General features: G+C 67.7%; 11 protein-coding genes and 1 pseudogene. 10 read left to right on the top strand and 2 right to left on the bottom strand.

All coding sequences use genetic code 11. The features are described 5' to 3' along the window. Window positions 1-101: 101 nt before the first annotated feature. Together MUU56_RS08590 and MUU56_RS08585 are read right to left on the bottom strand one after the other, a co-directional pair. Window positions 102-293: pseudogene (locus MUU56_RS08590) on the bottom strand (hypothetical protein); the annotation flags it as partial. A gap of 52 nt (window positions 294-345) precedes the next feature. Continuing rightward, window positions 346-543, bottom strand: coding sequence for a hypothetical protein (locus MUU56_RS08585; RefSeq protein WP_244766892.1), 198 nt, complete (start codon window positions 541-543; stop codon window positions 346-348). Window positions 544-1,119: 576 nt separating this feature from the next. Here MUU56_RS08585 and MUU56_RS08580 point away from each other — a divergent pair. From MUU56_RS08580 to MUU56_RS08535, 10 genes are all read left to right on the top strand, one after another. Beyond that, complete coding sequence (locus tag MUU56_RS08580; protein WP_244766891.1) at window positions 1,120-2,139, top strand: amino acid ABC transporter substrate-binding protein; 1,020 nt, start codon at window positions 1,120-1,122, stop codon at window positions 2,137-2,139. A 179-nt stretch (window positions 2,140-2,318) separates the two neighbouring features. Beyond that, on the top strand, window positions 2,319-3,467 hold the full coding sequence (locus MUU56_RS08575; protein WP_244766890.1) for an amino acid ABC transporter permease: 1,149 nt from the start codon (window positions 2,319-2,321) through the stop codon (window positions 3,465-3,467). 1 nt (window position 3,468) lies between these two features. Continuing rightward, on the top strand, window positions 3,469-4,563 hold the full coding sequence (locus MUU56_RS08570) for an amino acid ABC transporter permease (protein WP_244766889.1): 1,095 nt from the start codon (window positions 3,469-3,471) through the stop codon (window positions 4,561-4,563). After that, window positions 4,556-5,998, top strand: coding sequence for an amidohydrolase family protein (locus MUU56_RS08565; protein ID WP_244766888.1), 1,443 nt, complete (start codon window positions 4,556-4,558; stop codon window positions 5,996-5,998). Before MUU56_RS08570 ends, MUU56_RS08565 begins: the two co-directional genes overlap by 8 nt. A gap of 97 nt (window positions 5,999-6,095) precedes the next feature. Next, window positions 6,096-7,685, top strand: coding sequence for a sensor histidine kinase (locus MUU56_RS08560; protein ID WP_244766887.1), 1,590 nt, complete (start codon window positions 6,096-6,098; stop codon window positions 7,683-7,685). After that, window positions 7,682-8,278 (top strand): response regulator transcription factor, encoded by a 597-nt coding sequence (locus tag MUU56_RS08555; protein ID WP_244766886.1) that lies wholly within the window; start codon window positions 7,682-7,684, stop codon window positions 8,276-8,278. Before MUU56_RS08560 ends, MUU56_RS08555 begins: the two co-directional genes overlap by 4 nt. A gap of 107 nt (window positions 8,279-8,385) precedes the next feature. Next, the gene (locus tag MUU56_RS08550; RefSeq protein WP_244766885.1) at window positions 8,386-8,871 is read left to right on the top strand and encodes a GlcG/HbpS family heme-binding protein; all 486 of its coding nucleotides are present in this window, start codon (window positions 8,386-8,388) and stop codon (window positions 8,869-8,871) included. A gap of 206 nt (window positions 8,872-9,077) precedes the next feature. Continuing rightward, window positions 9,078-10,001 (top strand): cellulose biosynthesis protein BcsN, encoded by a 924-nt coding sequence (bcsN, locus tag MUU56_RS08545; protein ID WP_244766884.1) that lies wholly within the window; start codon window positions 9,078-9,080, stop codon window positions 9,999-10,001. Window positions 10,002-10,082: 81 nt separating this feature from the next. Beyond that, window positions 10,083-12,254 (top strand): UDP-forming cellulose synthase catalytic subunit, encoded by a 2,172-nt coding sequence (gene bcsA, locus MUU56_RS08540; protein WP_244766883.1) that lies wholly within the window; start codon window positions 10,083-10,085, stop codon window positions 12,252-12,254. Continuing rightward, window positions 12,254-14,602, top strand: a complete 2,349-nt coding sequence (locus MUU56_RS08535) for a cellulose biosynthesis cyclic di-GMP-binding regulatory protein BcsB (protein WP_244767152.1) — start codon at window positions 12,254-12,256, stop codon at window positions 14,600-14,602. Before bcsA ends, MUU56_RS08535 begins: the two co-directional genes overlap by 1 nt. Window positions 14,603-14,635 lie beyond the last annotated feature (33 nt).

The raw sequence follows: 14,635 nt of genomic DNA, 5'->3' as shown, positions 1-14,635 counted from the left end.
GCTCCGGACGGGTCGCCGATCGGCATCAGGGCGGGGTTCGTCGCCTGCTTGCGCTCGATCCTTTCTTCCTCGGTCTTAGCGGCATCGTCCGGCGGGTCGTCGCGGGTCTTGCCGGCATCGCGCAGTTTCTCCCGGGACGGGTCGGCATTGTTTTCCCCATGGGCGTCCCGGTCGCGATCCGGATCGTCCTTGGCGGGAAGGTAGCCCCGCGGACGCGTCGCCTCGGGGCCTTCCCAGCGGGGGGATTGCTCGGTGGTGCCGGGGGCACCGCTCTGCGGCTTTCCAATGGTCATGGTCGGCTCCTTTATTACTCCGGGGCTTATTCCGGGCTTGTTCCGGCGCGTCTCAGAAATTCAGGAACTGCGCCGGGTTCTCGCGGGCGCGCATGAGCAGGTCCAGCTCCCGTTTCGAGGGACCGAACTTGTCGTAGAGGCGCTTGGCCTCCTGCGCCGGCAGGTCATAGGCCGCGCGAAAGGTTTCTATCGTGTAGCGCTCCCCCGACAGCCTGCGGTGGTCGGGAAACAGCTTGGATTGGTCCGGCATGGGCGATCACGCTCAATCGTCTTCGACCCTGCTCCAACCGGCAAGGGGAGCGATTGTTCCGGTGGAAAGAGGAAAAAATCGGGTGCATCCGGGAGCGTGGCGGAAGGGGCTTTCGCGATAGCGTAAGCCCCGCCTGCGGGGAGTGGAGATGCGTGTTGCGGAAAGCTGCCGCGCCGACGCGAAACAGCGACGAGGCCGGAACATTCGCGTTCCGGCCTCGTCGTCCGGGAGAAATCCAGGCGGGAGATCCGACCACGGATGTCCGACGAAGATTGTATAATTAAATATCCGGAAAACTGTATCGTCTGACAGCTTTGTCGGTACGCCCTGACCCTTCTGCGGCGTGAGATGCGCCCCTGGAAGCGTGCGAAACGGCAGTTAATGTCCAACGTAAATGGCTTCATACCCAAAGTACATGGCCGATTTCACGGGATTGTCGACATTCTATATCGGGAACTGTTGATGATGTGTTTTTTGCATTGTACACAATAATTGCGATCCGGAAGATCGCGATGGGGCGGTGCCGCTGGAGGGCGACGCCGGCCGCATCCAACGACACCCAATGGGAGGGGAAGCATGAAGCAGGCACTTCTTTCGATCTGCGCGGCCGCGCTCGGACTGACCATGGCCGGCCAGGCCTCGGCCGCCGGCACGCTCGAAACCGTCAAGGCGCGCGGCAAGCTGGTCTGCGGCGTCTCGCTGGCGACGCCGGGTTTCGCGGCACCCGATGACAAGGGCCGCATGCAGGGCTTCGACGCCGATATCTGCCGCTCGATCGCCGCCGCGGTCTTCGGCGACGGCGACAAGGTCGAGTTCGTCCCGACCAACATCAACACGCGCTTCCAGGCGCTGCAGTCCGGCGAGATCGACGTCCTGTCGCGCCAGACGACCCACACCTTCTCGCGCGATGCCTCGCTCGGCCTCGATTTCGGCCCGACGGTCTTCTATGACGGCCAGGGCCTGATGGTGGCGAAGTCGCTCGGCGTTGCCAGCGCCAAGGAGCTGACGGAAGCGGCGATCTGCACCCTGCCGGGCACCACGACGGCGCAGAACATTTCCGACTTCTTCCGCGCGATCAACGGCAAGTTCGAACTGGTCGTCTTCGAAAGCCCGGACGAGAACCGTGCGGCCTTCTATTCCGGCCGCTGCGAGGCGATCACCTCCGACCGGTCCGACCTTGCCTCGATCCGCGCCGTCGCCAACAACCCGGACGACTATGTGGTCCTGCCGGAGACCATCTCCAAGGAGCCGCTGGCGCCGGCCTTCCGCCAGAACGATTCCAACTGGGGCGACATCGTCTCCTGGTCGGTCTGGCTGCTGATGGCCGCCGAGGAGAAGGGCATCACCCAGGCGAATGTCGACGAGATGCTGAAGAGCGAGGACCCGGACGTGCAGCGCATGCTCGGCGCCACGGAAGAGCTCGGCAAGATGCTCGGCCTCGACAACAACTGGGGCCACAGCATCATCAAGAGCGTCGGCAACTATGGAGAAGTGTTCGAGCGCAATGTCGGCGAGGGCACCAGGCTCGGCCTGACGCGCGGCCCCAATGCGCTGTGGAACGCCGGCGGCCTGATCTATTCGCCGCCGATCCGCTGATCGCTTGAAGCATACCCCCTCTCTGCCCTGCCGGGCATCTCCCCCTCGATGGGGGAGATCGGCAAGGGGTGAGGGGGTGCCACAATCAATCTCAGGGGGAGATGCCCGCAGGGCTGAGGGGGCACATCCTTCTCCTGCCGAACCTGTACATGCATCCCTGATCATGGCGGCGAGGTTTCATGGCTTTCCTGCACGACATGCGCTTTCGCGCCTATTTCTACCAGGTCGTCGCGATCGGCGTCGTGATCCTCGTCGGCTGGACGATGTTTTCGACGGCCAGTGGCAACCTCGCCAAGCAGAACATCGCGACCGGCTTCGACTTCCTCTCGCGGCCTGCCGGCTTCGTCATCACCGAGGCCGCCATCGCCTTCGAGGCGACCGATACGGTCGGCCGGGCCATCCTCGTCGGCATCGCCAACACGGTGAAGGTGTCGCTGCTCGCCGCCATCTTCGGCACGCTCCTCGGCCTTGCGGTAGGCATTGCGCGCATGTCGCGCAATCCGCTGCTGGCGCGTCTTGCGCTCGTCTATGTCGAGCTTCTGCGCAATGTGCCGCTGCTCCTCTATCTCTTCCTCTGGTATTCGCTGATCATCCTCATCCTGCCGCCGGTCAGGCAGGCGCTGAACCTCCTGCCGGGCGTCTATCTCTCCAACAGCGGCCTTGTCGTGCCGGCGGCCCTGGTCGAAAGCGGCGGCAGCGCGCTGCTCGCCTGCCTCCTCGGCGGCGCGGTGGCGGCGTTCGCCATCCGCCGGGTTTCCATGCGCAAGCGTGTCGCGACGGGCCGGTCGAACCATGGCGGGCTCATCGCCACGGCCGCCTTCGTGCTGCCGGCCCTGCTGCTCTGGCTTGCGGGCGGCGTCGGCATAAGCTGGGATTTCCCGACGGCCGGAAAATTCCGCCTGACGGGCGGGCTGCATGTGCGACCGGAATTCGTGGCGCTGCTCTTCGGCCTTGCGCTCAGCGTCTCGGCCAATGTCGCGGAGATCGTGCGCGCCGGCATCCAGGCGGTCAATAAGGGCCAATGGGAGGCCGCGGCCGCGCTCGGCCTTGCCCGCGGCAAGACCATGCGGCTCGTCGTGCTGCCGCAGGCGCTGCGCATCATCATCCCGCCGCTCACCAACACCTATCTCACCGTTTTCAAGAACAGCTCGCTCGCCATCGCCATCGGCTATCCGGACCTCGTCATGGTCTCCAACACGGTGATGAACCAGACCGGCCAGGCGATCGAGACGATCGCGATCTTCATGGGCGTCTACCTTGCCCTGTCGATCGCCATCTCGCTGCTGATGAACTGGTACAATGCGCATGTCGCGCTGAAGGAGCGCTGAGATGGCCGACGTCCAGACTCTTGCTTTGGCGCCGCCGCAGCCGGCACCGGCGGCCCCGCGCCTCGGCAGGCTTTCCGCCTATTTCGGCACGCCCGGCAACACGCTCGTCAGCGTGCTGTCCATCGCCGCCATCGTCTTCATCGCCAAGCTCGCCTTCGGCTGGCTGGTGGTCGATGCGGTGTTCTCCGGCAACGGCGAGACCTGCAAGGCGGCAAGCGGCGCCTGCTGGCCGTTCGTCGCGCAAAAACTGCGCTACATGCTGTTCGGCTTCTACCCCTATGACGAACAGTGGCGGCCGATGCTGGCGCTGCTGCTGCTCTTCGCCGCTTTCCTCCTTTCCATGATGCCGCGCTTCTGGAGCCGGGGCCTGCTTTTCGCCTGGATCCTCGTCGTCCTGCCGGTGCTCTACATCCTGATGGCCGGCGGCGTCTTCGGCCTGACGCCCGTCGCGACGACGAGCTGGGGCGGCCTGCCGCTCTCCTTCATGCTCTCCTTCGTCGGGCTGACGCTCGCCATGCCGCTCGGCATCGTGCTGGCGCTGGCGCGCGCCTCCAACCTGCCGGCGATCCGGGTCCTCGCCGTCGGCTTCATCGAGATCGTGCGCGGCGTGCCGCTGATCAGCATCCTCTTCATGGCGACGGTCATGCTGCCGCTGTTCATGCCCGAGGGCGTCACCATCGACAAATTGCTGCGCGCGCAGGTGGCGATCATCCTCTTCGCCTCCGCCTATATCGCCGAGATCGTGCGCGGCGGCCTGCAGGACGTGCCCGCCGGACAATACGAGGCGGGATCCTCGCTCGGGCTGCACTACTGGCAGGTCATGCGCAAGATCGTGCTGCCGCAGGCGCTCAAGAAGGTCATTCCGCCGATGGTCGGCCTGTTCATCGGCTTCTTTCAGGACACGACGCTCGTCACCATCGTCGGCCTCGTCGATTTCCTCGATACGGTGCGCTCGGCCATCCGCGATCCGCAATGGCAGGGCATCGCCGTGCTCGAAGGCTATCTCGTCGCCGCCGCCGTCTACTTCACCTTCAGTGCCCTGATGGGCGCCTATAGCCGCTTCCTCGAAAAGCATTTCCGGACGACCCATGCCTGATACGATCACCGTCATCCGCAACGCCCATACCGTCATCGCCTATGATGCGGCCCGCGGCGGCCATGCCTATCTCCGCGATGCGGACGTCGCCTTCGATGCGGCCGGCTTCGTCCATGTCGGCGGGCGCTACGAGGGGCCGTTCACGGCGGAAATCTCCGGCCGCGACCGCATGGTCATGCCGGGCTTCGTCAACGTGCACTGCCATTCCGGCGAGGAGCCGGTCTCCAAGAGCCTGTTCGAGGATGCCGGCACGGCGGCCCTCTGGGGTCAGGCGATGTACGAATATTCGACGCTGATCGAAATAAGCGACGACGCGGTCGAGGCCGCGCTCACCGTCATGCTCGGCGATCTCCTGCGCAGCGGCGTCACCACCTTCGTCGACATTGCCGGCCCGCATGCCTGCTGGCTGCCGACGCTCGCAAGGAGCGGCGCGCGCGCCTATGTCGCCCCGGGTTTCCGCGAGGCGGCCTGGCATGTCGAAGGCAGCCACCGGCTCGATTTCCGCTGGGACGCCGCGCGCGGCCGCGACGCCTTCGCCCGGGCGCTGGAGACCGTCGATGCCGCCCGCGCGCATCCCTCGGGCCGGCTCGGCGGAATCGTCGCCCCGGCGCAGGTCGAGACCTGCTCGCCGGACCTGTTGCAGGCGGCGGCGGAGGCGGCGCGCAGCCGCGGCGTGCCGATCACCGTGCATGCCGCGCAGACCATGGCCGAGCACGAGGAGCTCATGCGCCGCCACGGCCTCACCGCCGTCGCCTATCTCGAAAGCCTCGGCCTTCTCGGGCCGGACCTCATCCTCGGGCACTGCATCTTCATCGACAGCCATGCCTGGACGCGCCAGCGCACGGCGGCCGACCTCGACCGGCTCGCCGCCAGCGGGACGAGCGTCGCCCATTGCCCGATCACCTTCTCGCGCAGCGGCATGGTGCTGCAATCGCTCGGCCGCTACCGGCAGGCGGGCGTCAACGTGGCGATCGGCACGGACAGCTATCCGTTCAACATGCTGGAGGAGATGCGCATGGCGATGATCTGCGCCCGCATCGCCGGCGGCTCGGTCTTCGATGTCGATACCGCCGCGGTCTTCGAGGCCGCTACGCTGTCGGGTGCCAGGGCCTTGGGACGCAGCGACATCGGCCGCATCGCCCGCGGCGCGAAGGCGGATTTTTCGCTGGTCGACCTCAGGCACCCCGGCATGCAGCCGCTCTACGATCCGCTGCGCAACCTCCTGCATTGCGCCGCCGAACGCGCCGTCGACGCCGTCTATGTCGACGGCGCCTGCGTCATGTGGGAGGATCGCCCGACGCTGGTCGATTACGACGGTGCGCTGGCCGAGCTGCAGGCGGTGCAGGATTTCGCGGTGCGCCGCCTTCCGGCGCACGATCCGCGCGGCCGGCCCGCCACGACGCTCGCACCGCTGTCGCTGCCGGTCCTGTCCTGACGCGATCCCGACCGCCTATCCGTGGTGCTGCGGATCGCCAAGGCGCGGGCGAGGCCCTATGATGGTCCTCCCGATCCCTGACGCGGCTTCATCCCGGATGCGTGCACGCCCGACCTTTCTCCGTTCCTCGGCCGCCCTTGCCGGCGGATGGCTGCTGCTTGTCGCCGCCTTCGGCCTCTATTCGGCCGAAAGCCACCGGCAGGCGCTGGAGCTGGACGTCTCCGAGAGCGGCCGTGCGCTGCAAAGGGCGGTCTCGCAGCGCGTCGCCCAGCACGATGCCCACCTGACGAGCCTCAGTGCCCTCGGGCTTGCGCAGGCGCAGCCGTCGGAGGATTTCGATCTCGTCGCAAAATCCATCCTGCGCTTCTATCCGCGCATCGTCGCGATCGACCTCATCCGCCTGACGCCGGGCGAGGGGGCGAGCGTCGTGAGTTCGGCGACATCCGCCGACGGCGCGACGGCGAGCCCCGAAGAGGTCTCGAAGGCCGTGGCGGCGCTGACGGCCGGCAAGGCCGTCTACGGCGCGGACGCGCGGCCCGGCCACTATCGCCTGATGAAGCGCATGAACGACACGATGGCCGTCAGCCTCGATATCGACGGGGCAAGGCTCGTCGAGGACGAGGAACTGCCGCGCTGGGCCCTGCTCCGGCTGGCGACGGGGGAGGGCACGCTGCTGGAGTTGGGGGCGGCGCAGCCCGCGGGTTCGGGCTTCCTCGCCCGCACCATCCGCTTCGAGGCGCCGATCGCCAGCGCCACGCAGCCGCTGCGCCTTTCGCTGCAACGCCATGTCACGCTGGCGGCGCTTCTTCCGCCGCTGCCGCTTGCCCTCTTCGCCGCAATCTCGCTCGCCGGGCTTGTGCTCGTGCGCTCGCTGCTGCGCCACCGGCAGGAGGCGGCGCTGGCGCGGGAGGCGGCGGAGGCGGCCGCGCGGCGAGAGGCGCTGCGCCAGCACGAGACGAAGCTTGCCCATGCGCTGCGCATCAACAGCATGGGCGAGATGGCCTCGGGCATCGCCCATGAACTGACCCAGCCGCTGACGGCGCTGCTCAGCCAGAGCCAGGCGGGCCGGCGCATCGCGGCGGCGGCCGGCCTCAAGGATACGCCGATCGACGGCGTGCTTGCCGCCAATGTGCTGCAGGCCAAACGCGCGGCCGATATCCTGGTGCGCCTGCGCGCCTATGTCGGCAAGAGCGCGCCGGAGGCCGGCGTGCACGACCTTTCGCGCCACGTCGCCGATATCGTCGCGCTGTCGCGCATCGACCTCGACCGGCGCGGCATCGCGCTCGACGTCGACCTGCCGGAGGCCCCGGCGCTGGCGCGGGTCGATCCGGTGGAGATCGAGCAGGTCATCCACAACCTCATCCGCAATGCCGCCGACGCGGTGGGCGAGGCGGGGCGGACGGACGGGCGGGTGCGCGTGGCGCTCACGCCCGATGCGGCAGGCTATGCGATCCACGTTCGCGACAACGGCGCCGGCATTGCGCCGGATATCCTGCCGCGGCTGTTCGAGCCGTTCTTCTCCGGCAAGCCGGACGGCATGGGGCTCGGGCTCAGCCTGTGCGAAAGCATCGTCGAGCGTTTCGACGGCAGCATTTCGGCGGAAAACGCGGCGGCGGGCGGCGCGGTCTTCACCGTGCGGCTGCCGGCGGCGGACGGCATCGAGGAACGGGAAGAGGCAGCGGAATGACGATGGCGCCGGTCTATCTGGTCGATGACGACGAGGGGGTGCGCAGCGCGCTGTCGCTGCTGCTCGGCACCTACGGCATCCGCATCGAGACCTTCGGCGATCCCACCGCGTTCCTCGCCCGCGCGCCGAAGCTCAAGCCCGGCGTGCTGTTGCTCGACCTGCGCATGCCGGCGATCACGGGCCTGCAACTGCACGAGAAGCTCGCCGCCATCGGCTGCGACTGGCCGACGATCATCTGCACCGGCCATGGCGACGTGCATGCCTGCCGCCGCGCCTTCAAGGCCGGCGTCGTCGATTTCCTCACCAAGCCCATCGACGAGCAGGTGCTGGTCGAGGCGCTGCAGCAGGCCTCGGGCGCGCTGGACGTGCATGCGGAGCGGGCCGAGGCGGCGAAACTGGTGGCGCAGCTCACCGACCGCGAGCGCGAGGTGCTGGACATGGTGGGGCGCGGCTGGTCGACGAAGGAGATTGCCGAAGCCCTGCAGCTCTCGCCCCGCACGGTCGATACGCACCGGGCCAATATCGCCCAGAAGCTCGGCACGACCTCGGTCGCGGAATTCGCGCGCCTTTCGCTGATCGGGCAGGCTCCGTAGTCCTACCGACCCCGCTCCGTCCGTCCACCGATACCGCGAAAGCCGGAAATCTCCGAAAAGAGGGCCGTCGCCGCCAACGAGACCGAGCGGCCCAGATGGAGATAGACATGAAGACCTTCGTTGCCGCCGCCTTCGCCGCCCTCACGCTTGCCGGCGCCGCCCGGGCTGAAATCCTCACCGAGCGCAACATGCCGCTCGACATCGCCGTCGAGGCGGCCGACGCTGCCGTGAAGGCTTGCGCTGCCAAGAAGTTCAACGTATCGGTCGCCGTCGTCGACCGCGCCGGCGTCACCCGCGCGGTCCTGCGTGCCGACCGCGCCGGCCCGCACACGCTCGACAGCGCCGTCCGCAAGGCCTACACCGCCGCGTCCATGCGCACGCCGACCCAGACGATCGCCGAAAATGTCGGCAAGAACCCGGCCGCTGCCCAGCTCGTTTCGATCGAGGGCCTGCTGGTGCTTGCCGGCGGCGTGCCGGTCAAGGCCGGTGAAGAGACGATCGGCGGCATCGGCGTCGGCGGCGCGCCGAGCGGCGATATCGACGACGAATGCGCCCGCGCCGGCATCGAGGCCGTCAGCGGCAAGCTGAAGTAAGACGCCGTCGAGGTGACGGAAAAGCCCCGGCATCGTGCGGATGCCGGGGCTTCTTGCCGTTCGCGCGGCCAAAGGCGCCGCTTGCCCGAAGCTGATGCGGGCAGGGCGATGGCTGGATATGGGGGATTCCTATTCGCGCCCGGGCGAAATATGAGTGCTGCATGGATGATTCGGCGGCGATTCGTTTTTCCGGTCGTGGCGGCAGGGTGTTTCAGAGGAGCCTCCTGCTTGCGGCCTGCACGGCAGCAGCGCTGGCTGCCGGCTGCGCGGCGCGACCGGGCGCCGGTATCGCGACGCTTTCCACCACCGTTCCGGCGTCGAGCGCGCTGGTGCTGCCCGGTCCGGGCACGCTGTCGATCGTCAGCGTGATCCAGCGGCAATATACCAATGCGGTCGAGCAGCAGATCGCGCTGTCCACCTCGGCGGCGACGCCCGGCCAGAACTTCATCAGCATCCAGGCCTTCGGCCCGGTGGAGACGACGGCGATGCCCGGCGGCACGCTGGCCTTCAAGCCGGTGCAGCATTCGGCGATCCGAAGCGAGATCCGCGCCGCGCTGCCCGGCCGCGCGCTGGCGATCTCGCCGAATTTCGTGCGCAACAGCTACGGGCCGTTCGGCTACGCCTACGGGCGCGGCGCGGGCGACGACGGCTGCCTCTATGGCTGGCAGCAGATCCGCGCGGACGAGGCGGACCGCGACAAGCTCAACAGCTACGGCTCCATCCAGATCCGCCTGCGCGTCTGCCAGTCCGGTGCGGGCGAGAAGGAACTGGTCGAGATGATGTACGGCTACACCATCGTCGGCGGCTTTTCCGGCGCGACCTGGAACCCCTACGGCACGCCGGCTGCGGTCGACAGCGGGATTGGCGGCGGCGAGCCGCTGCGGGTCGCGATCGAGGAGCGCAAGGCGCCGATCACGACCGTCGTGGAGACCGGTACGCGCGTGCCGGCTGCCCGCCGCCAGACGGACAGGAAACCTGTCGAACGGCGCACCGAGACGCTCGACAGGGGCGATGCCGTCATCGTGCCGTCGCCGACCGGCGGCACCGTCTCAGGAACGGAAGGGGAGGCCGTCGTGGTGCCGTCACCCGTTTGCATTACATCGTCCTCCGGGTCGACAACCTGCAATTGAAGTCCGGCGCCTAATTTTTCCTTAACATAATGGGGCGTAAGGTCCCGGGTTGGAACACGCTATGACGGCGAAGGACGGCGTATGAGACATATCGGCACGATCATCCTGTGGGCACTGGTCTCCGCCCTGGTGATCCTCGTGATCACGCTGCCCATCAACCTGCAGACCCAGCTCATCGCCAGCATCGCGGTGGTCACCTTCATGGCGGTGATCAAGGTGCTGCGCGCCGAGGGCATCTGGCGGCTGATCGCGCTCGCCTTCGGCACCGCCGTCGTGCTGCGCTACGTCTACTGGCGCACCACCAGCACGCTGCCACCGCTGAACCAGCTGGAGAACTTCATACCCGGCTTCCTGCTCTATCTCGCCGAGATGTACAGTGTGATGATGCTGGCGCTCAGCCTCTTCGTCGTCGCCATGCCGCTGCCGCCGCGCAAGAGCCGCGTTGCCGAGGAGGGCCGGCTGCCGACGGTCGACGTCTTCGTGCCGAGCTACAACGAGGACACCGGCCTCCTCGCCAACACGCTCGCCGCCGCCAAGGCGATGGACTATCCGGCGGACAAGCTCACGGTCTGGCTGCTCGACGACGGCGGCACGGAGCAGAAGCGCAATGCGGCGGCGGTGATCGAGGCGCAGGTGGCCGAAGCCCGCCACCGCGAGCTCCAGGCGCTCTGCCGCGACCTCGGCGTCAACTACCTGACCCGCGCCCGCAACGAGCATGCCAAGGCCGGCAACATGAACAACGGCATGCAGCACTCGACCGGCGAGCTGATCGCCGTCTTCGACGCGGACCATGCGCCGGCCCGCGATTTCCTGCGCGAGACGGTGGGCTACTTCGCCGACGACCAGAAGCTCTTCCTCGTCCAGACGCCGCATTTCTTCCTCAACCCGGATCCGCTGGAGCGGAACCTGCGCACCTTCGAGACGATGCCGAGCGAGAACGAGATGTTCTACGGCATCATCCAGCGCGGCCTCGACAAATGGAACGCCGCCTTCTTCTGCGGCTCGGCCGCCGTGCTGCGGCGCACCGCGCTCAACGAGGCGGGCGGCTTTTCCGGCCTCTCGATCACCGAGGACTGCGAGACGGCGCTGGCGCTGCATTCGCGCGGCTGGAACAGCGTCTATGTCGACAAGCCGCTGATTGCCGGCCTGCAGCCCGCCACCTTCGCCAGCTTCATCGGCCAGCGCAGCCGCTGGGCGCAGGGCATGATGCAGATCCTGCGCTTCCGCTTCCCGCTGTTCAAGCGCGGCCTCTCGCTGCCGCAGCGGCTCTGCTACATGTCGTCGATGCTGTTCTGGCTGTTTCCCTTCCCGCGCACGATCTTCCTCTTCGCGCCGCTGTTCTACCTGTTCTTCGACCTGGAAATCTTCACGGCCTCCGGCGGCGAGTTCCTCGGCTACACGCTCGCCTACATGCTCGTGAACCTGATGATGCAGAACTATCTCTACGGTTCGTTCCGCTGGCCCTGGATCTCCGAGCTCTACGAATATGTGCAGAGCGTGCATCTCCTGCCCGCCGTCGTCTCGGTCATGCTGAACCCGACCAAGCCGACCTTCAAGGTGACCGCGAAGGACGAGTCGATCCGCGAATCGCGGCTTTCGGAGATCAGCCGGCCGTTCTTCGTCATCTTCGCCGTGCTGTTCGTCGCCTTCCTGATGAGCATCTACCGCTTCTATTCCGAGCCCTACAAGGCCGACGTCACCTTCGTCGTCGGCGGCTGGAACCTGCTCAACCTCATCATCGCGGGCTGCGCGCTCGGCGTCGTCTCGGAGCGCAGCGAAAGGGCGGCGAGCCGGCGCGTGACGGTCAAGCGCCGCTGCACCTTCATCGTCGACGGGCGGGAATATCCCTCGACCCTGGAGAATGTCTCGGCCAACGGCGCGCGCGTGCAGGTCTTCGGGCTGGAGCCGGACCTGGCGAAGGATGCGCGCTGCGCGTTGCGCTTCACGCCCTACGGCGCCGGGCAGGAGGAAGTCCTGCCGGTCGATGTGCGCAATGTCGAAAACCTCGGCAGCGTGATCGCCGTCGGCTGCCGCTTCATGCCGGAAGTGGCGCGGCACCATTCGCTCGTCGCCGACCTGATCTTCGCGAACTCCAACCAGTGGAGTGATTTCCAGGTCTCGCGCCGCTACAATCCGGGCCTGTTCCGCGGCTCGCTGTGGTTCCTCGGCATCGCCGTCTACCAGACCAGCCGCGGGCTGCTCTATCTCGCGCGCAGCCTTGGCGGCGGACGCAAGAAGGAGGCTGCCTCGTGATGCTCCCGCCCGTCAGGGCCGCGCTTTGCGGCCTCGTCTTCTCGCTCTCCGCGTCCGTCGCCTTCGCGCAGGATACGTCCGTGCCCTTCGACATGTCCGGCGAACGCGATCCGGCCGTCGAGAAGACGCCGGCGGTGGAGGAGACCACCCCCGCGGTGCGGGAAACCAGGCAGCCGGAGAAGAAGGCGGCGACCCCCGACCTTTCCACGCGGCGCTACATCGTTCCCGCGAAGTCGCTGCTTCTGGAAGGAGAGGTCGCAAGCCAGTCCTTCCCGCTCTTCCTCACCCCGCAGCAGGCGGGCAGCGCGACCACGATCAATCTCGGCTATTCCAACGCCGTCGTCGTGGCGCCGGAATCCTCCCGGCTCACCGTCGTCGTCAACGACGTGGTGGTGGGCGAGGTGCCGGTCCAGTCCGCGGAAGGCATCAAGGACGTGCGCTTCGACCTGCCGGCGGGCCTCCTGCGCCCCGGCGTCAACCGGGTGACCTTCAATGCCGCGCATCGCCACCGCACCGACTGCACGATCCGCTCGACCTATGACCTGTGGACGTCGCTCGACCCGGCCCGCACCTACCTGACGGTGCCGCGCGACACGAGCGGCCGCCTCCTGACGACCGACGACATCGCGGCCATCGGCCTCGGGCCGACGGGGCAGACGAAGTTCGTCATGGTCGTGCCGGAAATGGGCCAGCCCGTCGCCACCAATGCGCTGATGCGGCTGAGCCAGGGGCTGGCGCTGATGGCGAAGATGCCGAACCAGACCTTCGACCTTACGGATGCGCTGCCGCCGACGGCGGGGGCCGGGGAACTGACGGTGCTGGTCGGCACGGCCGGCAATCTGGCGGCGCTGCTGCCGGGCCTGCCCGCGACGGCGCGCTCCTCGGCCGTCGCCACCTTCGTCGATGCGCCGGACGGCGACCGCAAGGTCTTCGTCGTCAGCGGGCCGGACTGGCCGTCGATCGAAGGCGCGGTGGAAGGCATGGTCTCGCCCATCGACCGGCCGCTCAGCGTGACACGCGAAGCCCTCAGCGTGCGCCAGCGCAACGGCGCGGACATGCCGCTCATCCTGGGAGAGACGTCGCCGACCTTCGCCTCGCTCGGTGTGCGCACCGGCGAATTCAGCGGCCGGCGCTATCGGACCGGCTTCGACATCGGCATTCCCTCGGATTTCTATGCGGATGCCTATGGCGAGGCGACGCTGCTGCTCGATGCGGCCTATTCGCCGGAGGTGCTGCCGGGCAGCCATATCGACATCTATGTGAACGGCAACATCGCGACGACGGTGCCGATCACCAGCCGCAACGGCGGCGTCTTCCGCCATCTGCCGATCCGCGTGACCATGCGGCATTTCCGGCCCGGGCCGAACCGCATCGACATCGAGACCGCGCTCCTGACCGAGGCGGACAAGATCTGCGCGCCGGGCTCAAGCGCAAGCGAGGAGCCGCGCTTCGCGCTGTTCGATTCCTCCGAGTTCCGCATGCCGCGTTTTGCCCGCGTCGCGCAGCTCCCCAGCCTTGCCGCCCTGTCGGGCACGGGCTTCCCCTACAATCGCCAGGTCGATCCGGTAGCGCTCTATCTCGACCGCCTCGACGCGGACACCCTGTCGACCAGCGCGACCTTCCTCGGCAAGATGGCGGTCTCGAGCGGGCGCGCGCTGCAGGTGCGCCCGGAATCCTCGGCGCTCGCCATCGGCGAACGCAATGCCATCCTGGTGGGCACGATCTCGCAGCTGCCCCCGCTCGTGCTCGGCCAGACGCATATCGCCGCCGAAAGCGCGTCCGCCTGGGGCGGGCCGGCCGATGGCGGCGCGCAGCACGGCGCGACGCAGGACGCCATAGACGAGTGGCAGTCGCGCGTGCGCGGCGGCTCCTGGCGCGGGCAGATTTCCGCGCTGGAAGCCTGGCTGCAGGAGACCTTCGACATCCCGCTCTCCTCGCTGCGCCTGCTGCCCGGCGAAGAGCCGCTCGTGGCACCGGGCGACACGGCGCGCTTCCTCGTCGCGCAGGGCGACAGCCCCGACGAAGGCGCGACCTGGACCGTGCTCTCCGCGCCGACCGGGGCCGACCTCAAGGCCGGCATGGTGGCGGTCGCGCAGGACGAACGCTGGCAGCAGCTCGACGGCTATGTCAGCCTGGACAGCAAGGACGCGGACGCGCTCGACACGCGCCCGGTCAGCCGAACCCGCTTCGTTGCGACGCAGCCCTGGACCTTTTCCAACATGCGGCTCGTCGCGGCGAACTGGCTGTCCTCCAACATCCTCGCCTATGCGGTGGTGTTCTGCATCCTGTCGATCCTGCTCGGCATCGCCACGTCCGGCCTCCTGCGCCGCTTCGGCAGGGAAGTCTGATCGCGCCTGTTTACCGACGGTTAACCCTATCGG

Origin of the sequence: Shinella yambaruensis (assembly GCF_022899355.1) — a bacterium.
GTDB classification, from domain to species: domain Bacteria; phylum Pseudomonadota; class Alphaproteobacteria; order Rhizobiales; family Rhizobiaceae; genus Shinella; species Shinella yambaruensis.
This window is presented reverse-complemented; position numbering and strand designations above follow the sequence as displayed.